26 protein-coding genes are annotated in these 25,812 nt (G+C 31.4%); all 26 read right to left on the reverse strand.

Annotation, left to right across the window (positions count from 1 at the left end):
• Nucleotides 1-20 precede the first annotated feature (20 nt).
• A complete protein-coding gene (locus tag ACESR5_RS05005) occupies nt 21-1,166 on the reverse strand; it encodes a D-alanyl-D-alanine carboxypeptidase family protein (RefSeq protein ID WP_373154522.1) in 1,146 nt (381 codons plus the stop codon).
• Nucleotides 1,167-1,751: 585 nt separating this feature from the next.
• Nucleotides 1,752-2,681 (reverse strand): DUF1848 domain-containing protein, encoded by a 930-nt coding sequence (locus ACESR5_RS05010; protein ID WP_373154524.1) that lies wholly within the window; start codon nt 2,679-2,681, stop codon nt 1,752-1,754.
• 3 nt (nt 2,682-2,684) lie between these two features.
• Nucleotides 2,685-3,359: a TIGR00266 family protein gene (locus tag ACESR5_RS05015; RefSeq protein WP_191341722.1), complete on the reverse strand. Its 675-nt coding sequence runs from the start codon at nt 3,357-3,359 to the stop codon at nt 2,685-2,687.
• Nucleotides 3,356-3,736 carry a methylglyoxal synthase gene (mgsA, locus tag ACESR5_RS05020; protein WP_087298119.1) on the reverse strand — a complete coding sequence of 127 codons (381 nt, stop codon included), beginning with the start codon at nt 3,734-3,736 and terminating at the stop codon, nt 3,356-3,358. Before mgsA ends, ACESR5_RS05015 begins: the two co-directional genes overlap by 4 nt.
• Nucleotides 3,737-3,793: 57 nt before the next feature.
• Nucleotides 3,794-4,600 (reverse strand): Cof-type HAD-IIB family hydrolase, encoded by an 807-nt coding sequence (locus tag ACESR5_RS05025; protein WP_373154525.1) that lies wholly within the window; start codon nt 4,598-4,600, stop codon nt 3,794-3,796.
• A 12-nt stretch (nt 4,601-4,612) separates the two neighbouring features.
• Nucleotides 4,613-5,365, reverse strand: coding sequence for a MurR/RpiR family transcriptional regulator (locus tag ACESR5_RS05030; protein WP_087243301.1), 753 nt, complete (start codon nt 5,363-5,365; stop codon nt 4,613-4,615).
• Nucleotides 5,366-5,591: 226 nt separating this feature from the next.
• Complete coding sequence (locus ACESR5_RS05035) at nt 5,592-6,434, reverse strand: HAD family hydrolase (RefSeq protein ID WP_087297975.1); 843 nt, start codon at nt 6,432-6,434, stop codon at nt 5,592-5,594.
• A 73-nt stretch (nt 6,435-6,507) separates the two neighbouring features.
• The gene (locus ACESR5_RS05040; protein ID WP_087297976.1) at nt 6,508-7,809 is read right to left on the reverse strand and encodes a pyrimidine-nucleoside phosphorylase; all 1,302 of its coding nucleotides are present in this window, start codon (nt 7,807-7,809) and stop codon (nt 6,508-6,510) included.
• 3 nt (nt 7,810-7,812) lie between these two features.
• Nucleotides 7,813-8,454, reverse strand: coding sequence for a helix-turn-helix domain-containing protein (locus ACESR5_RS05045; RefSeq protein WP_087243304.1), 642 nt, complete (start codon nt 8,452-8,454; stop codon nt 7,813-7,815).
• Between the two features lie 118 nt (nt 8,455-8,572).
• Nucleotides 8,573-9,070, reverse strand: a complete 498-nt coding sequence (locus ACESR5_RS05050; protein WP_373154528.1) for a GyrI-like domain-containing protein — start codon at nt 9,068-9,070, stop codon at nt 8,573-8,575.
• A gap of 251 nt (nt 9,071-9,321) precedes the next feature.
• Nucleotides 9,322-10,272: a methionyl-tRNA formyltransferase gene (gene fmt / locus ACESR5_RS05055; RefSeq protein ID WP_373154530.1), complete on the reverse strand. Its 951-nt coding sequence runs from the start codon at nt 10,270-10,272 to the stop codon at nt 9,322-9,324.
• Nucleotides 10,273-10,334: 62 nt separating this feature from the next.
• A complete protein-coding gene (locus ACESR5_RS05060) occupies nt 10,335-11,747 on the reverse strand; it encodes an ROK family protein (RefSeq protein WP_373154531.1) in 1,413 nt (470 codons plus the stop codon).
• Nucleotides 11,748-11,880: 133 nt separating this feature from the next.
• Entirely contained in the window at nt 11,881-12,099 is a 219-nt protein-coding gene (locus ACESR5_RS05065) for a hypothetical protein (RefSeq protein WP_373154533.1), read from the reverse strand.
• Complete coding sequence (locus ACESR5_RS05070; RefSeq protein ID WP_087304067.1) at nt 12,096-12,830, reverse strand: Abi family protein; 735 nt, start codon at nt 12,828-12,830, stop codon at nt 12,096-12,098. The genes ACESR5_RS05065 and ACESR5_RS05070 overlap by 4 nt, the downstream gene beginning before the upstream one ends.
• A 213-nt stretch (nt 12,831-13,043) precedes the next feature.
• Nucleotides 13,044-14,060, reverse strand: coding sequence for a CapA family protein (locus ACESR5_RS05075; RefSeq protein WP_373154535.1), 1,017 nt, complete (start codon nt 14,058-14,060; stop codon nt 13,044-13,046).
• A gap of 9 nt (nt 14,061-14,069) precedes the next feature.
• Nucleotides 14,070-14,828: a MurR/RpiR family transcriptional regulator gene (locus ACESR5_RS05080; protein ID WP_373154537.1), complete on the reverse strand. Its 759-nt coding sequence runs from the start codon at nt 14,826-14,828 to the stop codon at nt 14,070-14,072.
• A gap of 121 nt (nt 14,829-14,949) precedes the next feature.
• Nucleotides 14,950-15,378 (reverse strand): DUF5301 domain-containing protein, encoded by a 429-nt coding sequence (locus tag ACESR5_RS05085; RefSeq protein WP_129737524.1) that lies wholly within the window; start codon nt 15,376-15,378, stop codon nt 14,950-14,952.
• Nucleotides 15,371-15,598: a phosphopantetheine-binding protein gene (locus ACESR5_RS05090; RefSeq protein WP_087243312.1), complete on the reverse strand. Its 228-nt coding sequence runs from the start codon at nt 15,596-15,598 to the stop codon at nt 15,371-15,373. The genes ACESR5_RS05085 and ACESR5_RS05090 overlap by 8 nt, the downstream gene beginning before the upstream one ends.
• 4 nt (nt 15,599-15,602) lie before the next feature.
• Nucleotides 15,603-16,784: an alanine racemase gene (locus tag ACESR5_RS05095; RefSeq protein WP_373154539.1), complete on the reverse strand. Its 1,182-nt coding sequence runs from the start codon at nt 16,782-16,784 to the stop codon at nt 15,603-15,605.
• Nucleotides 16,777-18,285, reverse strand: a complete 1,509-nt coding sequence (locus ACESR5_RS05100; protein WP_289527936.1) for an amino acid adenylation domain-containing protein — start codon at nt 18,283-18,285, stop codon at nt 16,777-16,779. Before ACESR5_RS05100 ends, ACESR5_RS05095 begins: the two co-directional genes overlap by 8 nt.
• 1 nt (nt 18,286) lies before the next feature.
• Entirely contained in the window at nt 18,287-19,408 is a 1,122-nt protein-coding gene (locus ACESR5_RS05105) for a hypothetical protein (protein ID WP_373154541.1), read from the reverse strand.
• Between the two features lie 11 nt (nt 19,409-19,419).
• Nucleotides 19,420-20,778 (reverse strand): MBOAT family protein, encoded by a 1,359-nt coding sequence (locus tag ACESR5_RS05110; protein ID WP_373154542.1) that lies wholly within the window; start codon nt 20,776-20,778, stop codon nt 19,420-19,422.
• Nucleotides 20,779-21,216: 438 nt separating this feature from the next.
• A complete protein-coding gene (locus ACESR5_RS05115; protein WP_087297988.1) occupies nt 21,217-21,798 on the reverse strand; it encodes a TVP38/TMEM64 family protein in 582 nt (193 codons plus the stop codon).
• Nucleotides 21,799-21,939: 141 nt separating this feature from the next.
• Nucleotides 21,940-22,416: a pyridoxamine 5'-phosphate oxidase family protein gene (locus ACESR5_RS05120; RefSeq protein ID WP_373154544.1), complete on the reverse strand. Its 477-nt coding sequence runs from the start codon at nt 22,414-22,416 to the stop codon at nt 21,940-21,942.
• Nucleotides 22,417-22,542: 126 nt separating this feature from the next.
• On the reverse strand, nt 22,543-23,631 hold the full coding sequence (locus ACESR5_RS05125) for a 6-phosphofructokinase (protein WP_373154556.1): 1,089 nt from the start codon (nt 23,629-23,631) through the stop codon (nt 22,543-22,545).
• 1 nt (nt 23,632) lies between these two features.
• Entirely contained in the window at nt 23,633-25,687 is a 2,055-nt protein-coding gene (gene ppk1, locus ACESR5_RS05130; RefSeq protein WP_087297991.1) for a polyphosphate kinase 1, read from the reverse strand.
• Between the last annotated feature and the right edge of the window lie 125 nt (nt 25,688-25,812).

Consider the following 25,812-nt stretch of genomic DNA (forward strand, 5'->3'; position numbering starts at 1 on the left):
ATCCATCACAAGATAGATTTTTAAAGTAAAACTTTGAGTTGATTGACGACTTTTTCTACAAAAGATAAGGCTTCAACATCCGTTTTCACAGTAACATCAAAAGAACCAATGTTGACATCTCCACGCATCAATAACAGATGACCAACCACTTCACCTTTTTTTAATGGTGGCACAAGATTTGTATAATTCATCTGATAAGTGACTTTGGTCGTATCATTTTTATCTTGAACATACTGAATATCAACTTTTGCTATGATTTCCACTTGAGATATACGGGCATTATCAATATTAACTTTTTCAATGACATCATTTTTTTGAAATAAAGTGATGTTTTCGTATAAAGAAAATCCATAATCCAAGAGTTGTGATACTTCCTGATTTCTGCCTTTAGGATCACTTTCTTTTAAAACAATCGCTATTAATCTTAAACCATTTCTTTTGGCAGTTGAAACAATGCAATAGCCTGCTTCTTTGGTATAACCTGTCTTTAATCCATCAGCTCCTTGATAAGATTTCAATAACTTATTCGTATTCACAAGCCAAAACTTATGAGCAGTATCTTCACGGATATAACTATCGTATAAAGAAGTTGTCTGTAATAAACGTTCTCCACCCATTTCTATTAAATAGGCGGCCATTGTTCCTAAATCCAAGGCACAAGTATAATGATTATCATCATGTAAACCGGTAGGATTCACAAAGTGAGTATTCACCAATTTGAGTTCCTTCGCTTTTTCATTCATCATTTTCACAAAATTATCATTCGTTCCAGCAATACGTTCTCCAATCATCACACAGGCATCATTAGCAGAAGCAATACTAATCGCTTTAAACAAATCTGCGACACTCATTTTTTCTCCTTCTTCCAGATAAATCTGACTACCACCCATACTGGCTGCATAGGCACTGCATGTCAACTCTTCATCCCATTTTAAACTGCCTTTTTCAATAGCTTCAAAAAGTAAAATCATGGTCATAATCTTTGTGGTAGAAGCTGGAAAAAGCTTTTCTTTTTCATGATTTGAATAAAGAACCTGTCGACTTGATGCTTCCATTAATAAGGATGCTGAAGCATTTGGTGCTAATTTTAATTCTTCCCCATGAACCGGTGTTATCTGGAGACATAATACAAAGACACATAAACAAATCAAGCATTTTTTTATCATCAAAACACCTCAATTTATTATATGAAAAAAAGCGAAAAACAGTCCATTTTTACAAAGATTGTTTATGCTTACTTCAACAAAAAAACTTATTCTATTCACTTCATTCATTTTTGTATTAAAATGATGACAAATCATAAAAACCACATATCTCATAAAAATGAGAAATGTTGATCTCATTTATTATGTAGACATATTAACAAAACAAATCATTTGTACAATTTGTTGAAATAATGAGTTTATATGTCGAAAAATATCGTTTTTTACAAAGTTTTAGACTTGTATGTCCGAAACTTTTTTTTATATTTTCGGATATAATATATAAAAAAGATAGAAGGAATTTCATAACTAAGCTTATAAACCGTCCCGAATATTTAAATCAGCTCATTTCAAACAAAGATATTCATCTTGTTAAAATTGTAACTGGTATTTGCAGATGTGGGAATAATGTAAAGTTTTACATAATGGTAAAAATAATTTTATCAATGGATAGAAGCCATATTAAATCCTATGAGGGTATCAAATCTTTATATCTCATTGATTGGCTCTTATCTTAAAAATGCAAGATGGTAATCCACCTTGCATTTTTTATATATCCAAAGATAATTGTCTGTTTTTATAACTTTTTTGTTTAGCCTGCTTGATGATATCACCTTCATGAACATGTCCTATCAGCAATGGAGATAAAGGATCATGAAGTTGATAGTTCTCCATAACTTTTTGCTTATTTTCATTTGCATAACAATATAAACAACCATGTGGGCATGTATTATATTCCCCTATGTCACGACTTGGATAACAATGACAATGCTGTCTTAAAGGCTGACTAGACACAGATATAAAATCATATCCTGTTATATCTTTGAGTATTCTCGCATTCAAACAACTTTGTGATAAAACACCATACTCTGAAAAATCATATGGTTCTGCACACATTTGAACCTGAAATTGATATTTTTTAGCAATCTGTACAAAAGCTTTTACTAGCTGTTGTTGCCAAAACAAAGGAACTTCCTGAATACCAGGAAAGTTTCTTTTTGTTTTTTGATAAAGATCAATAAAACTGATCACACAATGATGAACATAACCTTGAAGCTGAGAGAGGATATCTTCAAAATAATAAAGATGCTTCTCTATTGTATATTCCTGATTGATAAAAATAGGATCATATCTGATGCTAACAGCTTGCTTTCCTAATTGAGAAGATAGCTTTTGAATGTCTGATATGACTTTTTGATAATCAGGAACATGAGGCTCTATATCGCGACCATAAGGCGTTATGGTCACATAGAAAAAAGAAGGATAAGGCTTCAGTTTATCTAAACGTGATAATATAGGTCGAGGATTTTTTGTACAGAAAATAAAACAATCAACAACATCCTCATTAATCAAATATTTGGTAATCTGGGTTGGATAATAAGGATTTCTCACATAGACATATCCTTCTTTGATACGTTGAAATATCCAGTCACTATAAAAAGCAACGATATCTGTGCGACCACTTATATTAAAAATCATCGTCTACTTACCAGTTGGTATAAAAGGAATAATACTATTGGCGACTGTTGATATTGGCATTGTCTGTAAAACGACACGTCCTGGTCCTGTAATCACTGTATTGAATAAACCTTCGCCACCTAATAATTTATTTTTCATGCCTGGTACACTTTGTATTGCCAATTGACACGTCGCATCCATGATAGCCAGATTTCCTGAATCAACAATCAGCTGTTGCCCTGCTTCTAGCTGATATTCAACCGTTGCGCCATCAAGTTCAATAAATGCAATACCATGTCCCGATAAACGACTCATGACAAAACCTTCACCACCAAAAAGACCTGTAGATACTTTTTTATTAAAGAATACACTTCTTTCTACTGTTTCTTCACATGCCAGAACAGATGATTTTTGGACAACGATTTCCTGTCCAGGTGCAATATCATATTTACGAATTTCACCAGGAAATGAAGAACCAAAAGCAATTTTACCAGCTTCTCTAGCCTGATAGACATTTAAAAACATTGTTTCACCTGAAAACATTCTCCCAAAAGCTTTCCCTATACCACCGCTTGTTGTTTCCATCGTCATACATGGATCCATCCAAACCATAGCTCCACTATCACTCACCATTTTTTCTCCCTTTTCTAATTCACAAATGACAACTGGAAAAGGTGTTCCTTGAATTTCATATTTCATTCTATACTTCCCTCACTTTCTAAAGTTTTTATAATCAGTTCTGCTGTTTTTTGATGTGATGCTAGAGGAACCTGATGCACATCACAAACACGCATTAAAGCATTAATATCTGGTTCATGTGGCTGCGCTGTCAAAGGATCTCTAAAGAAAATCACAAAATCCATTTTTCCTTCTCCCACATATCCTCCAATCTGTTGATCTCCACCATATGGTCCAGATAAACAGCGATGAACTTTCAAATCTGTATTTTCCATAATTTTAAGTCCTGTTGTTCCTGTCGCAAATAACGAATGCTGTTTAAAAAAAGATTCATGTTTTTTCACAAATTCAATCATTTCCTGTTTTTTAGAATCATGTGCTATCAAAGCTATATTCATCCCTATCACCTCCTATTTTTATTATACATGAAAAAAAGCCTTCATCAAAATGAAAGCTTATAAAATATGTTTTTCAATAAATTTTCCAATACCATCATGATCATTATCGTCAGTGATATAGTCAGCGACGCTCTTTGTCTTATCACTACCATTCGCCATCACAACACCTACACCAGCATGAAGTGTCATATCATAATCATTATCGGCATCTCCAAATGTACATAATTGTTCCATTGAAATATCATGCATTGCCATAACTTCCTGTAATCCATGTGTTTTTGTGACTCTTGGATCCATATATTCATATAAAACACTGGCTGTTTTTAAAGAAGATGATTTATATTTAACATTTGAAAATGTCTGACTTCTTTCCACAACTTTATCCATATATTCAGGATTACAGATAATAATCAGTTTAGGACGTGGTTCCTTTAAGAATTCATCAAAATCTACAACCTCATAAGGCACACGATCATCTCTAGATAACATTTGAATATAATCATCATCTTTTGGTGCATACAATACACCTTGATATGGCACTGCAAAATTGACATCCATATCTTCATAATGATGAATAATGTCTTTAATCAGTTCTCCATCCAGTGGATAGCTTGATTTATCGACTTGAAGAGTATAATCATAAATTTCAGCGCCACCTGTTCCTACAATCGCATCTACCAAACCATCAATACCCCAAATATTTAAAAGCGTTTTGACACTATGCACATCTCTACCAGTTGATAAACCAAATAAAATACCTTTTTCTCTTGCTTTTTTAATCATTTCTACTGTCATTGGTGAAACAATTCCTTGACTATTTAATAATGTTCCATCAACATCACACATAATTGCTTTAACATCCATAAATGAAACCTTCTAAATATAATATTTTGTATAATAATAAATACGTAAAACATCAAAAATCATCATCATCTGATAATTGAATTGAATACCATCAAAACGTCCTGGGACCTGAATCACATATTGTGCTCCTAAATCATTTTTATTTTTATATTTAACATTTTGTGTCAATAACACAATTTGAGCATCCTGGATATTTTGATGCGCACTTTCTTTTAAATAATCATGCAATGTTCTTCCTGTTGCACTCATAAAAATAACGACATCATCTTTTTGGAATTGAAAATCTTTCACAAAATGATGATATTGAATCACTTCTTTACCAAAAGTAATAAAATCCGTCTGGAACTCTACAGCAATACTTGTTGGATACAAAGCTCCAATAAGAATCACACGTTTATTTTTAAATATAAGTTCACAGATTAATTCTAATTCCTTCACAAGATTTTCTTTATCATAAGATGAATCTAATTGTTCAATTAATCCAGCAGCAGAAACACCTAACATACGTGCACGAATCTGAGAAACACGAAGCATATAATCCGCAATCAGTTCGTCTTGAAAATCTTCATATGTCTGGAAACCTAAGTGACGACAGAAATCTAAAATCTCATCTTCACTAAAATGCCCTTCCTCCATGACCCTTTGCAATGAATAATCTTCCATCTCCACATAATGATGAACAATAAACAATCCAATGCGATACATATGGTCATCATCTAAACATCCATTTAAATACTTTAAAATTCTTGATAAAACAATGTCCATAAAGAAGCCTCCTTATCTGATAATTTTATTATAATCCTTTTTTATCAAAAAACATGTTTTTTTCTCAAATAGATAGAAGACATAATGATTGTATCAAAAATAATAATCAAATACTTATTTTTCTATGAAATAAATCATTTTTATCATCAAAAAGCTTCTTTTAAAGAAAAGAATGACAAATTTTTTCATTGAAAAAGGCTTGATTCCATTCAAGCCTGATATTGTATTATCCTATTAAATCCATTTCTTTCATAACCTTATAAATACCATCTTGATCTGGATCAGTAAAGAAATATTTTCCTAACGCTTTTAAATTATCTGATGCTCCTTCATAAACAACACCTGTTTCGACTTCTTGAAGCATCTGATAATCATTCATACTATCACCAAAACCAACAGTATCTTTCATTTGACCATGAAAATGATTAACCACTTTTAAAATACCATCTGCTTTTGTACAATGCTTTAAAATAATTTCACCATTGATAAAATCATCTTCTTCTTTTGAAAAAGTCACAATATTAAAGAATTCTTCTAAAAATGGTACACAGTCATAAAAACTTTGTTTATTTGGAGCAATAAAGCACACTTTTGTGACACCTGTCGTTAAAATATTAAAGTCTTTAATTGGCAAACGATTTTCACCCATACGTCTGAGCTGGAAAAAGCGCATTAATTCAAGATTGTTTTCACAATCTTTTTGATGTTTCTGATCAAAAAATTCATTCACACCTGGTGTCTGATATAAAGCTTTTTTTGTTTCTAATGTAAATAAAATATGATTATTAATGAATAAAGTCATGACTTCAGATAGAATATATTGATTCATAAAGTTTTCAAAAATATATTCTCCATCCACAATGACAAATCCTCCAGCACTACAAATAGCACCATCGAATTCAATATTTCGAATATCCCCTACAATAGACGTTGGAGCACGCCCTGTACAAAGAAAAGCACGATGTCCATTTTGTCTTGCATTTTGAATGGCCAACTTTGTTTTCTCTGTCACCATTTTAGATTTTCCTACTAATGTCCCATCAATATCAAAAAATAAAAATTTTCCCATTATTTTCACCACCGCATATTATTATACATCATTTTTCAACATCCCATATAAAAATATCACTTTTTGAAAATAATTATGACAAAACTTCATCAATGAGTTGTGGCTTTCCAACAAATTCATCTGAAAAATCATAAGCATTGAAAATCTCAGTTTCAAGCTCCTGACTCAAACCCGTATTTGTATGAACTTCAACTAACACTTCACCTTTTTTTACAAAATCTCCTATTTTTTTATGAAGAACGAGACCGACACTATAATCAATGTCATCATCTGTTTTTTCACGTCCTCCACCTAGTTTCATACTCACTATTCCTAAAGGCTTTGCTTTTAAATCTTTGACATATCCTGTTTGTTGACTATAAACAGGAATCACTTCTTTTGCTTTAGGAAACATTTCTGGATGTCTGATAAAGGCATCATCGCCACCTTGAGCTTTGACCATAGCACATAATGTACGAAGTGCTTTTTTACTTTCAATAGCATCTTCAAGCATTTTTCTTGCGGTAATGAGCGAATCTGTTTTTTGAGCCTGAATTAACATATGACTTCCGGCCTGTAAACAAAGCTCTAATAAATCTTCTGGTCCATGCCCATTTAAAGTATCAATAGCTTCTTTGACTTCCAGACTATTTCCAATAGCATAACCTAACGGCTGACTCATATTAGAAATGGTTGCTCTGGTATCTTTGCCTAGCGAATCACCAATTTCAATCATTGTACGTGCCAATTCTTTTGCTTCTTCAATGGTATTCATAAAGGCACCATCACCATATTTGACATCTAACAATATCGCATCACTGCCGGCCGCCAGTTTTTTTGACATGATAGAAGATGCAATTAATGGAATACAGGAAACAGTTGCGGTAACATCACGTAAAGCATACATTTTTTTATCAGCTGGATCTAAATGACCACTCTGTCCAATAATCGCCAATCCACAATCATTAACCTGCTTCACAAAATCTTCTTCATCAATCATAATATGAAGTCCCGGTATAGATTCTAATTTATCCAATGTTCCACCAGTATGTCCTAATCCTCTTCCACTCATTTTAGCTACTGGTACTCCACAGGCTGCCACAATCGGTCCTAAAACCAAAGATGTTTTATCACCAACACCGCCAGTGCTATGTTTATCAACTTTGATTCCTTGAATACGACTTAAATCAATGACATCACCACTATGCATCATTTCTTTGGTTAAAATAGCTGTTTCTTCTTTATCTAAGCCTTGAAAACAAACGGCCATCAACCATGCACTCATCTGATAATCAGGTATATCACCTTTTGTATAACCTGCTACAATAAAGTGAATCTCTTCTGGAGTATGTTTGAATCCATCTTTTTTCTTTTCAATCAAATCAACCATTCGCATATTTTATTCCTCACTTTTCTTTTTTAAAAGATTACGAAATCTTATATCTCCATTATACACTCCCCAGATTGTGAATGCACTATTTATCCAAAAATCAATATGATTTAACATAACATCAAAAGCATATCCCCAGTTTGCTATAATACCACTTACTAAAATCAAATAAATGATCCACATCAAAACATATCCAAACTTTTTTCTTCTAAATATAAGATAATAAGCCAACCAATATCCATATGACAAATAATACATATTCGCAAATGGAGCCAAATGTTCTTCCAACATTAACCATCCTAAATCCCAGTGCCACGTAAAAGATATCCAAAATACACTAAGCATTGATACGATAAATAAAACCATATTCCATCTTTCATTGCGTTGCATCTTATGATAATCTTCTTTTAAAACTTGTGGAACAACTTCATGATGTTCTGTTTCATATTCTCCTAAGAAAAATTCACTTATAGTTATTCCTAATATTTCACATAAAGGGATATAAAGCGAAGCATCAGGAAGATGAATGCCCCTTTCCCATTTAGATACGGATTTATCTGTAACAGAAAGTTTTTCAGCCAATTGTTTTTGAGTCAATCCTTTTTTCTTACGACAAGTTGCTATGAATAATCCTATTTTCTTTTGATCCATAATGATTCCTCCTGCCTTCATTATAACGAAAACAGATAAAAAGGACACCACGTAAAAGTAGAATCATATAAAAAAGCAGTTCATCATTCCAATAAACTGCTTAAACTTTTCTATTTTCTTATTTTTTCAATTGAACAGGAATCCAGACCTCACTGTAGGCATAATGATCTTGATGTTCATCCATTTTTGTAAAAGAAAATGATAATGAATATGCCAGTTCATAATCAGAAGTTGGAAGCCACTTAGCATAAATGCTTGCCATTGTGTTTTGTAAAGTTGATGGGAATGGTCCTTCATTTGGAAATACTACCCATGTCAGCGAAGGAACTGAAAGTTGATCAAATTGATCACTGATATCAACGCATGTCGTTAAGACACCAATCATATGTGTCAGTTGTCCTTTTTCTTCCAGAAAATCAGTATCAGAATCATAAGATACATTCACGATTTCATACGGTTCCATATTTTGTAGTTGATGCAACTCTCTTTTTTGTTCCTCTGTTATTTCACTTGCTAATTGTACAATTTCATTATTCACACCTTCAAATTGAAGTGATACACGTTTACTGACTCCTACAAAACGAAATGCTTCTTTTTGAATGATTTTATAATCCATATGTTAGCTCCTTGAATGATTATTATTAAAACATTGTTACCTTCTTATGCAATAACTTCTCTTAAAAAGAGAATATCATAAAAATGGAATATAAAATAGAAAGTTCACTATTGATTTAAAAAGTTTTCTACTATTGAATCACACAGCTATGAAAAATCTACATATGGATATATTTTAAATCAAAATAATCTCCATTTCCTTTTTATGATTCTTATTAATATACAAGCTCTTTATAAAGAAAATACAAAGTTTTATTCAAACTTTGTATCGACTTCAAAAATGCAATGTCCATTTAAATAATCTTTAACAGACATTCTTTTTTTACCTTCTAATTGTAATTCTGTAATCAAATAAACGCCATCATTCACTTTAACTCCAATAGCATCTTTAAAAATCTTGACAATTGTTCCGTTGTCCTGATGAGCATGATGTCTCATCGCATTTTCACATTGATGAACCTGTCCTGCCCAGATTTTAACAGTCTTTCCCTGATAAGTTGTATAACTTCCTGGCCATGGATTTGTTCCACGAACTTTATTATAAACTTGTCTAGCAGACATATTCCAGTCAAGACGTTCATCTTCTCTAGAAAGAGTGGGCGCATAAGTCACTAGATTTTCATCTTGAGGTATACGTTGATTTGTTCCCTTTAAAATATCTGGTAATGTTTCTTTTAATAATTTGGCACCTAGATCACTTAAACGATCATATAAAATACCTACTGTATCTTCTTCTAAGATAGGTGTTTCTTTTTGGGCAATCATATCTCCAGCATCCATTTTTTTGACCATATACATAATTGTGACACCTGTTTTCTCTTGTCCATCAATAATAGCCTGATGTACTGGTGCACCCCCACGATATAATGGTAACAATGATGCATGAACATTAATACATCCTAAACGAGGAATATCCAAAACAGCCTGTGGTACAATCTGACCATACGCTGCTGTAATAATCAAATCAGGCTTTAAATCAACAATCGCCTGATAATCCTCTTTAATACGTGCAGGTTGAATAACAGGAATATCATATTTTAAAGCTTCTACTTTTACATCTGGCATTGTCAAAACTTTTTTTCTCCCTACATAACGATCAGGCTGAGTGACAACGCCAACAATATTGTAACCCTCTTCTATCAGCATTTTCAAAACAGCCAACGAAAATGATGCTGTTCCCATAAATACAATTCTTTCTTTCATTTTATTCACTCACTTTCACTATCTTATAATATTAGGCTATTTTTCCATTTTATACAATCTTTTTAATTCTTTTTTAAATCATTGACACATAGTTTTGTAAGACCATCTAGCATATATGGACTCATTTCTTTAATTGAATAAAGCTCTGGCATATAATCTTCAGGAATAAATGATAAGAGTTTATTTCTGACTTCATTCATATCATTTGTCATAGGTGAGTACACGGCAATTGCTTCAGGTCCCATAATACATATTGAAGGTAATAATGATTTTGTCACAAGCTCTAATACACCTTCTTGCGTCCATGCCAGTTTTGCACATTCATCAGAAAATTGCATACGATGAATAAAATAACGAACTTCACCTGCAACCCCATTTCTTCCTGTCACAATCTGACCATGAGAAATAATACCTTGTCCTCCTACACCAAAACCAAATGGTTGTGAGTGAAAGATAATATTTTGATATTCAGGATGTTCCAAAGAAAATCCCACAACTGCAGCATTAGCATTATTACATACTAAAACTTTAATTCCATATTTCTTTTCAAATTCATTTTTTATATCCAGAATTTTTTCATCAGGTGAATTTCTTAACTGTTGATCATCTTTAACAATTCCTGGTGTGGCAATACCAATCATATCTACATATTGATGTTTTAATAAAACAGTATCAATAATATCATAAAGATCATAAACATTTAAAGAAGGTTTGATAATCATATTATGATCAATAATTTCACAATGATCACTCAAACGATAATAAATTCTTGTTTGTGCCTTATTATTAGAAATCACAATAGATAAAATACGATTTTCATATTCTATACAATGCGTATGATGTTTTTGAGCTTCCTGTGTTTTGTTAGTATAATACTCTTCAAGTTCATTTTGTAGAAATCTTAAAGCCCCTGGAGCATCATATGAAGCAAAAACAGTTGTGGGAATCTGAAGGACTAATTTATCTGTTAAACTTTCTTTTAAACGATTCAACATATAACCAATCTGTGGTGCAATCAAAACCACATCATATTTTTCAACTTCTTCATAAATACTTAAATAAGAAACAGCATCAAAATGATAATCCAACCCTAACATTCCTGCCACACTATTTAAGTTCTCTGCAAACATAGACGTTGTCAAACCAGATGAGCATGATAAAAGAACTTGTAAAGTTTTTTCATTTTTTAAGCCAACTAATGTTTCTACCATTTCATCAAATAATTGTTTTGCATGATTTTCATCATTCAACTCAAAATGAAGATAGAATTTCACTGAATCATCTTTTTTAGAAACAATAGAGAACTCTACAATTGTACTTTGTTCAATAACAGTAAAACGAATAGAAGCCTCTCCATAATCCGTAACTAATCTGATTAAAGATTCATTATCTTCTACAATCTGATAATCATCATTATATTGTTCTTTAATCCATGATTGAAAATCAAAATCCAATTCCTTTTTCTTAGTATCCATATATTTTCCTCACTTTGATATTTGTTAATCATATTGTATCATTCACCATTATCAAATAAAACCCTTAAATAAAAAAAGCAGAACAATGCTGGCATTGTTCTACATAAAACTTTCGTTTTTGTTCTTCTACTTATTATATGCATTTTTCGTATAAATAATCAACTATTTTTTTTACAAATTCATAATGAGATACGAGTATATTGTCTTTAATAAAATAATCCCTATGTTTAATAAATCTGACATGAATTAAATCTTTTAATCTGTTAAATTGTTTTTCTTTTAAGACAGAACTCGTACAAACTTCATTAAATAAAAATAAAGTTGCTATAAAATCATGGATTACTGGATTCATAATTTTTTTCGTCTAGAATTTTTACTGATGTTTGGTATTTTTGTTAATAAAAGCACTAATTCTTTGCTTGGTTCAATTATATTTTTTGTGTTATTGTATAAATGTGTGTGAGTATAGGGTTTTCTTAAAGTGTTTAATAAGCAATTATTATGAGCTGATGCATTTCTAATAAATTTTAAAGGCCATAACAAATGATTTATTGTTCTAGACTTATTTTCTGGATAAAGTTCGTAATATAATTCAAAAAGTTTAATAAAATCACCAAATGAAAGGACTTCTACAATGTTCCATATAGCCCAATTATTTTGGTATTTATGAATCAAATCAGCACATGCAGAATCATTCTTCTTATGATTTATATTTTGTTTAATATATGGATATTTTATAAAAAGTTTATCAATAATATGATATCCATCTTCTTTATCATTGTGAGTTAAATCATTAATTAATTTTACTTTTAAAAAATGCTCTGTATCTAAAGATAGTTTGATAATATATTCCCTTAAATACATATCAAGTTTTGATAATTCCACTAAATATGCAAAATCTAAGTTAATATATACATTTTTTACTTCATTGTATTCAAAAGATTTAGCGAAAGATTTTAACTTAAAGTAATATGTATGGTGTGTCAAATATTGTATAGCAGATTGCTCATTGATAATATTAAACTTAATATTTTTACTCTTTAGATTTATAATTTGTTGTGAAACTGAACACTTTGTGCGCATGATTATTCACCTCCAAGTTATTTTAGCATTGTTTCATTAGATAATGTAAGTGAAAGAATTATATCATTCTTCAATAAAAATGAAATCCTATACCTTTACAAAACATAGAATTGACTTTTTCAATTTACTCAATTTATATATTTTAAACATCATATCATAAAAGCTGTTGACCATATATACTTTATCAACAGCCTAAAGCAGCATGAATTCATGCTATTTGATTTCATTCACTTTTTCTAAAACACGACTGGCATCGTCACCCTCTACAATTGTTGGCTGATAATTATTACGTGATGATACAGATGATATCATACATGGAATCACTTCATGTTCTTCTTGAACCAATTCGTTATTTTCAAATGAGAATGTATGCTGATAAATCATTGTATCTTTATCACTAGGATTTTTATTCCCACCAAAACAAAAATTCCCTAAACTATAAACAATCTTCTTACCCTTATATGTTTCAATTCCCTGTAAGACATGAGGATGAGAACCAATAATTAAATCCGCTCCAGCATCAATTGTCTGTTTAGCTAAACTGCGTTGTGATTCCATTGGCGCCTTATCACGTTCAATACCCCAATGATAATAAACAACCACAATATCACATTGAGCTTTTAAATCACTTATTGCTTTTTTCATTTCTGCAGTGAGTTCATATGGAAAAGCATAACCTAAAAATCCCACTTGAATTCCTTTCACATCAATCATACAACTTTCATCATAGCCAAAATGCCTGATTCCTTTTTCATCCAAAATTGCCTTAGTATCTGTCATACCTTGTTCAAAATGATCTTTAGAATGATTATTAGCTAATGTCACAGCCTCAATATCACCATCAGCCAATATATCAACATATTCAGGTTTCCCCTGAAAAACAAAAGTTTTCTCAGCATAATCTGGGCTTGTTGTGAGTGGACCTTCTAGATTGGCAATCGTTAAATCATCTTTTTCAAAAACATCTTTAACATTCTTGAGATAATAAGCACTATCTTGATTCTGTTTTTCATATTCCTGATCAAAAGATCCTTCATAACCCTGTCCAATATAATTTCCTAAAGTGATATCACCAACAAATGATAAAGTTATTTCTGTCTTCTTCACTTCTGGTTCTTGAGTCTCTACTTGCTTTTCTTCATCAACTTGTGATGTCTGTTGTTGACTTTGACAAGCTGTCATCATTAAAATAGTTGTTAATGCTAAAAAATACTGTACTCTTTTTTTCATAACCCTCACTTATTCTTCTTCATAAAATTTTTGATAATATCTGATTCTTAATAAATCTAAAATCATCATTGTCTGATAGCTAAATTCCAAACCATCAAATGTTCCTAAAACATGAACAACATAATCAGGGCAGACATTTTCAAACTGAATATATTTTGTATTTTGTGTCACTAAAACAACATAAGCATCACATAAATGTTGTTTCACCATTTTTTTCGCATTTTGTTCCATTGTACGCCCTGTTGCTGTGATAAAGATGACAACATCATCTTCAGAAAATGTAAAACTTTTATCAAAATGATGATATTCGATTACTTCTTTTCCCAATGTAATCAAATCGGTCTGAAAATCAACTGCAATACTGCTTGGATATAGTGCTCCCACAATAACAACTCTTTTTGCATGAAAAATCAAATCACAAATCTGATCAATGGTATGTAAAAACTCTTCTTTAGAAAATTTAATATTTAAATGTGATAAAAACTTATCTACAGAAGTATGTAACATTCTGGCATTGATCTGATCCAAACGAATTTGTTTATCAATGATAAGCTGTTGATGAAACTCTTCATAAGAATGAAATCCAAGATGATAAAAAAAGTCTTGTACTTCTTCTTGAGAACACTTTGATGATTTGATAAATTGTTCTAAATCATATTGACAGATTTCATTATAATGTTTAACCACAAAGCTACCAATACGATACATATGATCATCATTTAAGCAGCCATTTAAATATTTTAAAATACGTGATATTAATATTTCCATCCTTCCACCCCTTTTTTCTATTATACAACAAAACAAGAATGAAAACTAATATTTCTCCCACTATAAAATAAATCAATCCATACAAAAAGAGGCACTCATGCCTCTAACATACACACTACTCTTATCTAAGATAACGAGTAATACTGTTATATTCATTCTCACTCATCTGATAAATACCATTGTAAGGTTCCTCTATATAATATTGATTATCTTTCTTATAAAGATAGATAAAGGTTATGTCACCATATTTTGAATGAAACTCAAGTCTAATCTTTTGACTAACATTGAAAGGAGTATTATTAATACTCTCTTGTTGAGTTTTCTTCCCTTTCAAGAGAGTAGCAATATCAGCTATTGCATCTTGATCGGTCAATTCCTGAATGGTCTTTTTTTGAATTAAAACGATACTTTTTATTTTTTTTAGTTGAGGAACCTCAATCTGATAAGTGGTTCTAGATATATACATTCCATATAAAATGCCAATAATAAGCATTATAATTGCTGTTGCTTTCATTCTTTTTTTATAAATATGTACATGTTTTCTATTCATCTTTTAATCTTTGTATCATTTTCCACATAGCTTTTGCTGAATTAAAGTTTTCTGGAACGATATCTGAAGCTCCAATCTGAACATCAAACGTATCATTGATTTCAGCTACAATTTCTAAGATTGCAAATGAATCCAATTCACCATCATCAATCAATGTCTGACATTCTCTAAAATCAATATCACCATCAATTTCTTCTAATAATTCTAATAATTTTTCCATTTTCTTATTCTCCTTTGTAATTTAATATATTTGTTTCAAAACGACTACGTTGTAAACATAATCCATTCTGTTTTGAATAAAGATAAATACTTGGTAAATCACGACTTAAAAAGAGCGATATACCTTCACACATTGCATATGCACCTACTCGTTGAAATTCTAAAATATCTCCAATCTGCGGATTCTCTAAAGGTAAAGCCTTAACCAGATTATCATTGATTGTACACAAAGACCCGGACACATGACATTGAATAATTTGATCATTTCCTTTTTCTTTTTTGATTTGACGATAATGTGGAATTTTCATAGCCATCATCTGACCATAATATGTTATCTGATGCATCCCACCATCAACAATGCAATAGGGAACCTGATTGACTTTATAATCAACAATCTCGGTATAATATTGTCCACAATTAGCTGCAATAAATCTTCCTAATTCCAAAATAATCTGCCCTTGAAAATGAAGTCCCTCTAAAAGTTCTTTAAAACCTTGGAGAAGTTCAACTTCATCATAGACCTGACTTCCATGAAAATATTCCACATAGAAGCCCGGTCCAAACTCCAATTTTTTTGCAACATATCCATACTCTTTTTCTAATCGCTGTAAAAGTGTATCAACATATTTGAGTTCTTGTTCATATAGCTTTAATTTTTTTCTTTGAGTTCCAGAAAAATGTTGGATTCCAACAATTTCAACATGAGGATATTGTTGACGAGACTCAATGAGATGACATATCTCTTTTTCTGACATACCAAACTGATTCCCTGTTGTTATTCTCAGTAATACTGGTACCTGACAATCTAGTTTTTTAGCTATTTCATGTATCATAGTAAACTGATGTACAGATTCACTTGTATAAACAAGACATTCACGATATGTCTTCATAACCTTTAAAATATCATCAGCGTTTTTATATACACCCGATAAGACGACTTTTTCCATAGGTATGCCTGCCCTTTTACAGATTTCAAATTCACCATGAGAACAGACTTCATAACAATCAATGAGCCCCTCAATACTTTTAATCACAAAGGGATTAGCTTTCATAGCATAACATAACTGTATATTCTTTCCTAATATGCCTTGAATAAACTCTATTCTTTCTTGTAAAACATCTATGTCAAATACATATGCTGGTGTTGCTAAATCTGTGATAACATCCTGATACTGTGGTTTAAACATTGCAATCCTCCTTCATCATTGATTTTAATTTCTGTCTGTCAATCTTTCCATTTTTTGTGAGAGGGAACCCATGAACCTTATAAAAAACATTAGGAATCATAAAGGCGGGTAATTCTTTTTTTAAAACACGTGTCAATTCACGACGTTCAATATCACCATCATAGAAAGCAATGATTTTATGATTTTCATAAAGGCAACAAGCTCTTTGAATCGTTTCAACATGTTGCATGGCCTTTTCGATTTCACCCAGCTCAATTCTATGTCCCATATGTTTAATCTGAAAATCTTTACGTGAGGCAAAACATAATTCACCTTGTTTGTTGTAATAACCTAAATCACCAGTACGATAAATGATTTCTCGATAATAAGGATTCAGAGGATTTTGACAAAAAGCCTGGTGTGTCTGTTGTGGATTGTTGTAGTATCCTAGACTGACGGCAGTTCCACTGACACAGATTTCACCCAAGACATCTGGTATTATCACTTCCTGATTGTGTTCATCCAAAAGAAAGACTTTTTCATTTTGAAATGCTTTTCCAATAGGAATGACATCATCCTGATCCATTTGACTTATTATATGATAAGCACAATTACATGTGATTTCTGTTGGCCCATATAAATTAACATACATTGTATCTGGTAAATAAGACTGCCAGATACGAAGCTGTTTCATTGGCATGACTTCACCACTAAACATCACTTTAGATATCTTATGAGGTACTTTATATTCAAACCCTTTCAAAGTTGAAATAATGCAAACAGCTGATACAGCCCAAATAATTGTTGTGACTTCTCTTTCACATAAAAAATCTAACAATTGAGTTGGTATTGAAAAATATTGCCTTGGTATAATTTGCATAGTTGCTCCCGTTTTGATTGTTGAATAAATATCTTTGACGGAGACATCAAAGTCCCAGGGAGCCTGATTCCCAATAACATCATTTTCATTAATATGAAATGTTTTGGTAAATGTTTCGATAAAATCAATCACACTACGATGTGCAACACATACACCTTTAGGAATACCGGTAGAACCTGATGTGAAAATTGTATATAACGGCATTGTATCCGTATGCTGACTTGCAATACTATCTAACTTTTTTAGATTAACATGTCCATATAAATCTTCTAATAAGATAACATCACTTTCCATTTGTTTCTTTTTGAGTGCCTCTATATATTTTTGAGATGTCACTATCATTTTTGAATCTAACGTCTTCATAATATGATTTAATCTTGTTTGGGGCTGTTTCATATCCAGCAAAACATAAAATCCACCAGCATAAACGACACCAAAAAACAGACAAATCGTATCTACACTCTTTTCCATAAAAATAGGAACTGGCTGCCCTATTGAAATTTTTGAAGCTAATGCACTACCAATCTCCTGTGCTTTTCTGTATAGCTCTTCATATGTTATTGATTGATCTATATCTGCAAAAGCAACCTTATCAGGATATTTTCTGGCACTCTCTTTTAAATAATCTAAAACATTATACATTTTATATCTCCTGTTTCTCTATAATTTCTTTAACTTCTTTATAGTTATATCTTCTCTTCTTTCCTAAACGAATCTGCTCATCTACCCATTTATATATTTTTTCATAAGCTGTCACTTCCTGTTGATAACGTTGAATTACCTTCTCATCATGTTGAGTATCTGATAAATGATACTTTTCATTCAATCGTTTTCCTAAATACATCGTTAGTTTCTTTTGACCATAAATATTCAAATGATTCTGATTATAAAAATCTGTCTGTGGATTTAAGCCAATCTCATCAACATAATCATCCATATCTATATACTCATAACCATATTGATGTATCAAAGCTTTTGCAGCGTTATTACGTTCACGTTCTGGTATCATTTTTTTTGAATAATAACGTGGCATATTGGTAAATAAAATATTTTTTAAACCATGATTTTGACAATAGTCTAATAATTCTTTGAGATGCAGTCCTGATAAACGATACATGGGTCTTTCTTGCGTATGTGTTTTAATAGGAATAGGAGATTTTTGTGGTGTAATTTGAGCTGTTCCTTGAATACCCATTGAAGATAAATGAATATCATCATGATGCGTTAATTCATCTATACTGGCATTGACATTATCTTTGAATTTTGCCCAATTGGAATGATATTTTAAAAATGGAACATAATAAGACAACCGATCATCTTCAGGAACCAGCTCTTGAATTGTCTTGATCTTATTTTGAGAATAAGGCATATTATCAATCCATGCTCTCAAAGATCCTTCCTTGCTTTCAAACTTATCATCATATAATATGCCATTAATATCAATAATAATCACTTTAGGATTTTGAGTCTTTAAAACTTCAATCAGCATTGATTTTGCAAGTCCCATAGGAGCACCATTTGTTCCAAGAGAATAACTCGTATACCCAAACTCTTTAAATGCTAGAGGGGCAGAATAATTCGTAAATGTTGTACTGGCTCCTATCATGACCATATCAAGACTATTGTTTTCTAACTTATAGAAGTTTTTGACACGTACAGCATCAGAACTATATGCCTGACGACACATTACAAAATTCATCCCACAGACCAGACCTGCAATGAGGATTGTCATAATAAAGATTTTGAATTTCTGAAATTTTGTCATATACTTCCTCCTTAAAACTGCATATATACAAATTGTGTTTGATCATATCCTGGACCATACATGCCAAACAATAAAATAATGAGAAATGTAACAAGATAAAGTCCCCAGCGTATCCAGATAGACCTTTTTTCAATACGTTCACGAACACTCTTTTTCTCCTGAAGAATATCTACAATCAATAAAACAATCAACCCTATTAACAAAACAACATAATTTTTACCATTCAATCCAAATGAAACAAGCTCTTTTTTAATATCTAATGGAAATTCATAAAAATGAAAGCATTTAAGAAAAACACGCCATCCATCTGTAAGTGTCACTGCTCTAAAAATAATACATCCTACACAAGTTATCCAAAAGGTACGCAATATCTGAAAGAGCTGAAAGCTACGAGATTGAACAGATATATGTAGCTTTTGATTCAAATAATTCCAAACTGGTTTCATCAGTCCACTGATTGCTATTAAGAATCCATAAAAGATTCCCCAGATAATATAATTCCATTGTGCTCCATGCCATACACCCACCAAAAAGAAGACTAGTAAATTTCCTAAAGCGATAGGTAAAGTTCGACCAATGTGTTTACCAAAACGCTTCTTTGCGAATTTTCCTATTTGTCTAACCCCGGGAGTCAATGAGAATGGATAAAAAACATAATCTTTCATCCAACTTCCCAATGACATATGCCATCTTCTCCAAAATTCTGAAACAGTCTTTGAGAAATAAGGACGACGAAAATTTTCTGCCATAGTCATTCCCATTGTCTGTGCACATCCACGTGCAATATCTATACAGCCTGAAAAATCAGTATAATCCTGAATAGCATACATAAAGACTCCTAAAGCAACACCCATACCTGAGACATTCATATAATTTTCAAAGACAAAATCAGCTATGACTGCAGCTCTATCAGCAATAATCATTTTCTTAAAATAACCCCATAACATTAACTGTAAGCCAAATTTCAAATCACGATAACTTGCCTTTTTGGGTGCATAAAGTTGGGGAGCCAGATCTTTAAATCTACCAATAGGTCCCTGAAGAATTTGTGGAAAGAAAGACACAAATAAAGCCACTTTTGCCAGATTGCGTTCTGGTTCAATTTTCCCCCAATAAACATCAATAACATAAGACATGGTCTGAAATGTATAGAAAGAAATTCCCAATGGTAGGATCAGATGAAGTGTTGGTATCTGACTTCCCAAAGACAATGTTTCTAATAAATGATTTATATTTTCTGAAAAGAAATTAAAATATTTTAAAAATAATAAAATTCCAAAATTCAATACTAATGTGAGAATCAGTACTCTTTTTCTTTTCAAACGACATTTCTTTTTATATTCTTTTGTTGATGTTTGACTCCTTTCCATCTGATATTGCTTGCCCATATACAGAGTGGCCATATAAGAACTCAGTGTCGTCAACAAAATAAATATCAAGAACTTCACACTTGCATAACAATAAAAAAAGTAACTGGAAAGCAGCAGAAAAATCCACTTCCACTTTGCGGGAACAAGAAAGCTTCCGACTAAAACAAATAAAAAAAACAATAAAAAAACCAATGTATTAAAAGCCATAAAATCATTCCTTATCAATCTTATTTTTCACTTCTTTTTTACAAAATTCATCATATAAAATTGTTATGAAATTACTATGGAAATTTTGTGTAATTCTTGTGTACTTTATAAAAGTTTCATTTCAAAAAAAGAAGTCAATCATAACGATTGGCTTCTTTTGATATATCAATATAACATCACTTTAATCAAATCATTTTTATATGTATTAACCTGTACGGCAAAGCTCAACATTTAAAAGAACTGTCCTAAAATGCCTAACAGCTCTTTTATTCCATAAGAATAGAAAAACAATCCTATTGGTTTACAAAGAATATTAATTATCATAAATTTTCTTGTTGACATACTGGTAAGACCAGCAATCATACATAATAAATCATCTGGAAAACCGGGCAGCAAAATTGCTAAAGAAAAAAAGATTTCAAATTTTTGACCTTTATCAAGCCATCCAATATATTTATCATATGTTTTTTGATCAGTGACTTTCAATATAAAATTTTGGCCATATTTTTTCACTAATCGAAAAACAATATAAGAACCAATAAGCAATCCTACATAATTATATAGAAAGCCTTCAACAGCTCCAAATACAATAACACCTATCCCACTACTGACACCACCAGGGATAATTGGAATAATGACCTGTACAATTTGAATAAGTATAAATATAACAGGTGCGATAACCCCTGTTCTTTTTAAATATAACTGTAGACTTTCTGGATGAGACAAATAATGGGATTGTCCCAAATAAACAAGAAATAGACATAATGCAACAGTTCCTGCTACTGTTAACCATTTCGTTGATTTTAAAGTCATACTTTCCACCTCAGTAAAAGTATAACCCCAAAAAAAGAATAAAATAATGTACAAATTCTTAATATTTTCTAAATATTTTGTATTTTGACTTATTTTTCTAATTAAAATAAATCAAAGTCGATCTTGATTTAGACACACCCTTTATTTTTCATGAATCTTCTTACCTGAAATATGTTCAATTTCAATAGCAACCAGTTGAACACGATCAATACTCTTTTTAATGACATATTCCACTTCTTCTACTGTTGGGAAATATTTTAAAGCTAATGTTCTCGTTTTATCTTCTGTGACTTGACGATCTTCAATCAATTTGGCACGCCCAAAGATAACACAAGAGGATACATAAAAAGCCCAATCTCCCTCTACCAGATAACCATCATCCCATGTTGTCAAACAGATTTTATCATTGACTTTCATTGCATCAATCTTATGTCCAGCTTTTGCACTATGAAAATAAATTTTATTTTCATCTTCATCATAATAAAAATTAATAGGAATTGTATATGGATAACCATCATCTCCATGAACTGATAATGCTGCTCTTCTATTCTTTTTTAATAACTCTTTAGCTTCTTCTACAGAAATCTCATTTTTCACTCTTCTCATGTTTCTAAACATAACAAAATCCTTCCTCTTTCATTATTCCTTTACTCTATTATAAAACAATTCTCTATCAATAGTAAAATGTTAAAAACATTAACAAAAAAATCAGACCTGTTAAATAAGTCTGATTCTTAATGATCTTCACTTTGACAAAGTCATCTCATCACCAAAAGAAATTCCCATCAGTTTGGCATTTTTGACAGTATCACCTTGTACATCAACATATTTTAATTTTCCAGCAGTTTCTTCTAATGGAATAGCATCAAGACGATGATTGACAAAAACAACCAGTTTTCCAAAATCCTTATTCATAATCAGTTTGGCACCTTCAATACCAAATAATGTTGATATTTCTCGATCATATGCACAAGGCTGTCCACCGCGTTGAGCATGTCCGGCACAAGATACACGTATCTCTTTATCAATATAATGTGATAACTTATTGGCGATTTCATAAACAACAGAATGTCCTTCTCGCGTTGCGACTTTCAATTTATATTGTTTCTTTGAAAGCAGTGATTCTTCTTTAGAAATAGCCCCTTCTGCACAGGCGATCACAATATGTTTTTTTCCTGCTTTCACTTTCTTTTCAATCTCTCCCACAACAACTTCGATATCATAAGGAATTTCAGGCAATAGAATAATATCAGCACCAGCGGCAATCCCAGCTGATAAGCAGATATGTCCAACTTTATGTCCCATGATTTCCACAATAAACACACGGCTATGACTGGCAGCAGTTGTTTGAATTTCATCTAAATATCTTGTTGCGATATCAATAGCTGACTGAAAACCAAATGTATAATCTGTTCCCCATGTATCATTATCAATGGTTTTAGGCAACCCAATAACATTCAACCCTTCCTGTGATAACAGATTGGCAGTTTTTAATGATCCATTACCACCAAGAATGGCTAAACAGTCTAATTTTAATTTTTGATATGTTTTTTTCATAGCAGCCACTTTATCAAAACCATTTTCAATCACACGCATTTTTTTAAATGGACATCTTGAAGTCCCTAAAATGGTACCACCAAGATTCAATATATCTTCAAAATCTTCAGGTTTCATAATACGATAGTTTTCATACATAAGACCTTTATACCCATCTAAAAAACCAATAATTTCAACATCTTTTTTCTGTTGATAAAGTGTTTTAGCCAGTCCACGCATTGTCGCATTTAAAGCCTGACAATCACCACCACTTGTTAAAATACCCACTCTCACAATATCATGACTCCTTTACATCAATTCCTTTTTTAAAAAAGTATTCCTGACTATTCATTGCAGTCTGTTTATTTTTAATACGTTTATAACTTCCATCTCCCAATAATTCACAAGCTTTCACATTATCATTCAACATAGTATTAAACATTGAACAAATGATATTTTGAATCTTTTTATCAAAAATAGGTGTCGCAACTTCAACACGTCTTTCTAGATTTCTTGTCATTAAATCAGCTGAAGAAATATAAACTTTTTTGTCTTCGCCAGTTCCAAAAATATAAATACGTGAATGTTCCAGATAACGTCCTACAATAGAAATTACACGGATATTATCAGTATAACCTTCTACATGAGGAATAATACAACAAATTCCTCTGACAATCATATCAATCTTAACACCAGCCTGACTGGCTTCAATTAACTTATTAATCATTGTTTTTGATGTCACAGAATTACATTTAAATCCAACATAAGCTTCTTTACCTTCTTTAGCTAATGCAATTTGTTCATCAATATATTCACAGATTTTTGACAACATACAGTGTGGTGCCACCATCAAATGCTCTGTATGTGACATGGTTTCCCCTAAACTTAAATGATTAAAGACATCATTAATTTCTTCACCTAATTCATGATGATGTGTCATTAAAGATAAATCTGTATAAAGTTTAGCGGTATTTTCATTATAGTTTCCTGTTCCAATTTGTGAAACATATTGAACACCTTGACTATTTTTATAAGTAATCAGACATAGTTTTGAATGAACTTTATAACCATCCAATCCATAGATCACACGACATCCAGCAGCTTCTAGACGTTTTGACCAGTCAATATTATTTTCTTCATCAAAACGCGCTCTTAATTCCACCAAAACAACGACTTCTTTTCCATTATCAGCTGCTCTAATCAAAGATTTAACAATCTTAGAATTTTTAGCGACACGATACAATGTCATCTTGATACTTGCAACATGTGGATCACGGCTGGCTTCATCTAATAGTCTTAAAAATGGTGACATGGATTCAAAAGGATACGCAAGTAAAATATCTTTTTTACTAATCTGTTTAATCATTGGCACAGCATTTTCAACCATTGGACTATTTCTTGGCTCTAATTTCTTATAAAATAACTGTGGATGTAACATACGTAAATGATCTCTTAATGTCCCAATAAAACCTAAATCTAAAGGGGCCTGTGATAAAAAGACCTGATTTTTCTTTAAATTCAAGAAGTTCATCAACATCATAATTTCCAAATCTTCCAATCCTTCTGAAATTTCCAAACGAATTGGACATAATTTACGACGTTGTTTAATCAAAGTTTCCATCATTTCACGATAATCATCATGTCCTTCCAAAGAATGATCATCTTCATCAATATCTGCACTTCTTGTCACACGAATAAAACCTTTATTTTTAATCGTATATTTACTAAAGACTTTAGATACAAAATGTAAAATAATATCTTCTACTAAAATAAACTGACCTTGCATACTTGGGACTGCCAACATTCTTTCATCAATAGCATTACCACAAGAGACAATCCCCATTTTACGTTTTCCTTTTTTAGATTCTAACTGAACAATAATATATAATTCCTTGTTATTTAAAAAAGGAAATGGCTGTCTTTTAGATACAACCTGTGGTGAAATCAAAGGTAAGATTTCTGAATCAAAATAGTTTTCAAAATATTTACGATCTTCTTTATTCTTTAATTGATGATATTTGACAATACCCCAACCATATTCTTTTAAATCATCCATAATACGTGTATAGATACGATCTTTTTTACGATTTAAAAAACCAACTCTTGTTAAACAGGCTTTTAATTGTTCTTCTCCTGTCATTTGTGTTTTATTATCTTTAGAAGATGGGTAAAATAACATTTGATCATATAGTGTTCCAATGCGCACCATAAAAAATTCATCCATATTGGATTGAAAGATAGATACAAAGTTTAACTGTTCCCCTAAAGGTACTTTTTTATCCTTTGCCTGCATTAAAACACGGTCGTTGAATTTTAACCATGACAATTCTCTATTTTCTCTACAACCTCTCATAATTTCCTCCTTATATATGTCAATAAAAAAATAATATGTCTTATTCATATAATCAAGCTTATTTATCTTATTTACAAAAACTTTAGGTTTTCTTTACATTGATTTTATATTTTTATTTTACACTT

It is taken from the genome of Clostridium sp. AUH-JLR23 (genome assembly GCF_964238065.1).
In the GTDB taxonomy this organism is placed as follows: domain Bacteria; phylum Bacillota_I; class Bacilli_A; order Erysipelotrichales; family Coprobacillaceae; genus Allocoprobacillus; species Allocoprobacillus merdigallinarum.

Coding starts and splice junctions, on each gene's coding strand:
- ACESR5_RS05105 (WP_373154541.1), bottom strand. CDS start 19,408: ATGACAAAATTTCAGAAATTCAAAATCTTTATTATGACAATCCTCATT.
- ACESR5_RS05070 (WP_087304067.1), bottom strand. CDS start 12,830: ATGCGCACAAAGTGTTCAGTTTCACAACAAATTATAAATCTAAAGAGT.
- ACESR5_RS05050 (WP_373154528.1), bottom strand. CDS start 9,070: ATGGATTATAAAATCATTCAAAAAGAAGCATTTCGTTTTGTAGGAGTC.
- ppk1 (WP_087297991.1), bottom strand. CDS start 25,687: ATGAGAGGTTGTAGAGAAAATAGAGAATTGTCATGGTTAAAATTCAAC.
- ACESR5_RS05005 (WP_373154522.1), bottom strand. CDS start 1,166: ATGATAAAAAAATGCTTGATTTGTTTATGTGTCTTTGTATTATGTCTC.
- ACESR5_RS05075 (WP_373154535.1), bottom strand. CDS start 14,060: ATGAAAAAAAGAGTACAGTATTTTTTAGCATTAACAACTATTTTAATG.
- ACESR5_RS05025 (WP_373154525.1), bottom strand. CDS start 4,600: ATGGATGTTAAAGCAATTATGTGTGATGTTGATGGAACATTATTAAAT.
- ACESR5_RS05060 (WP_373154531.1), bottom strand. CDS start 11,747: ATGGATACTAAGAAAAAGGAATTGGATTTTGATTTTCAATCATGGATT.
- mgsA (WP_087298119.1), bottom strand. CDS start 3,736: ATGAATATAGCTTTGATAGCACATGATTCTAAAAAACAGGAAATGATT.
- ACESR5_RS05045 (WP_087243304.1), bottom strand. CDS start 8,454: ATGGATCAAAAGAAAATAGGATTATTCATAGCAACTTGTCGTAAGAAA.
- ACESR5_RS05080 (WP_373154537.1), bottom strand. CDS start 14,828: ATGGAAATATTAATATCACGTATTTTAAAATATTTAAATGGCTGCTTA.
- ACESR5_RS05040 (WP_087297976.1), bottom strand. CDS start 7,809: ATGCGAATGGTTGATTTGATTGAAAAGAAAAAAGATGGATTCAAACAT.
- ACESR5_RS05035 (WP_087297975.1), bottom strand. CDS start 6,434: ATGGGAAAATTTTTATTTTTTGATATTGATGGGACATTAGTAGGAAAA.
- ACESR5_RS05065 (WP_373154533.1), bottom strand. CDS start 12,099: ATGAATCCAGTAATCCATGATTTTATAGCAACTTTATTTTTATTTAAT.
- ACESR5_RS05010 (WP_373154524.1), bottom strand. CDS start 2,681: ATGATTTTTAATATAAGTGGTCGCACAGATATCGTTGCTTTTTATAGT.
- ACESR5_RS05120 (WP_373154544.1), bottom strand. CDS start 22,416: ATGTTTAGAAACATGAGAAGAGTGAAAAATGAGATTTCTGTAGAAGAA.
- fmt (WP_373154530.1), bottom strand. CDS start 10,272: ATGAAAGAAAGAATTGTATTTATGGGAACAGCATCATTTTCGTTGGCT.
- ACESR5_RS05110 (WP_373154542.1), bottom strand. CDS start 20,778: ATGGAAAGGAGTCAAACATCAACAAAAGAATATAAAAAGAAATGTCGT.
- ACESR5_RS05085 (WP_129737524.1), bottom strand. CDS start 15,378: ATGAATAGAAAACATGTACATATTTATAAAAAAAGAATGAAAGCAACA.
- ACESR5_RS05030 (WP_087243301.1), bottom strand. CDS start 5,365: ATGGACATTGTTTTATCAAGAATTTTAAAGTATTTAAATGGATGTTTA.
- ACESR5_RS05090 (WP_087243312.1), bottom strand. CDS start 15,598: ATGGAAAAATTATTAGAATTATTAGAAGAAATTGATGGTGATATTGAT.
- ACESR5_RS05100 (WP_289527936.1), bottom strand. CDS start 18,285: ATGTATAATGTTTTAGATTATTTAAAAGAGAGTGCCAGAAAATATCCT.
- ACESR5_RS05115 (WP_087297988.1), bottom strand. CDS start 21,798: ATGACTTTAAAATCAACGAAATGGTTAACAGTAGCAGGAACTGTTGCA.
- ACESR5_RS05015 (WP_191341722.1), bottom strand. CDS start 3,359: ATGAAATATGAAATTCAAGGAACACCTTTTCCAGTTGTCATTTGTGAA.
- ACESR5_RS05095 (WP_373154539.1), bottom strand. CDS start 16,784: ATGTTTAAACCACAGTATCAGGATGTTATCACAGATTTAGCAACACCA.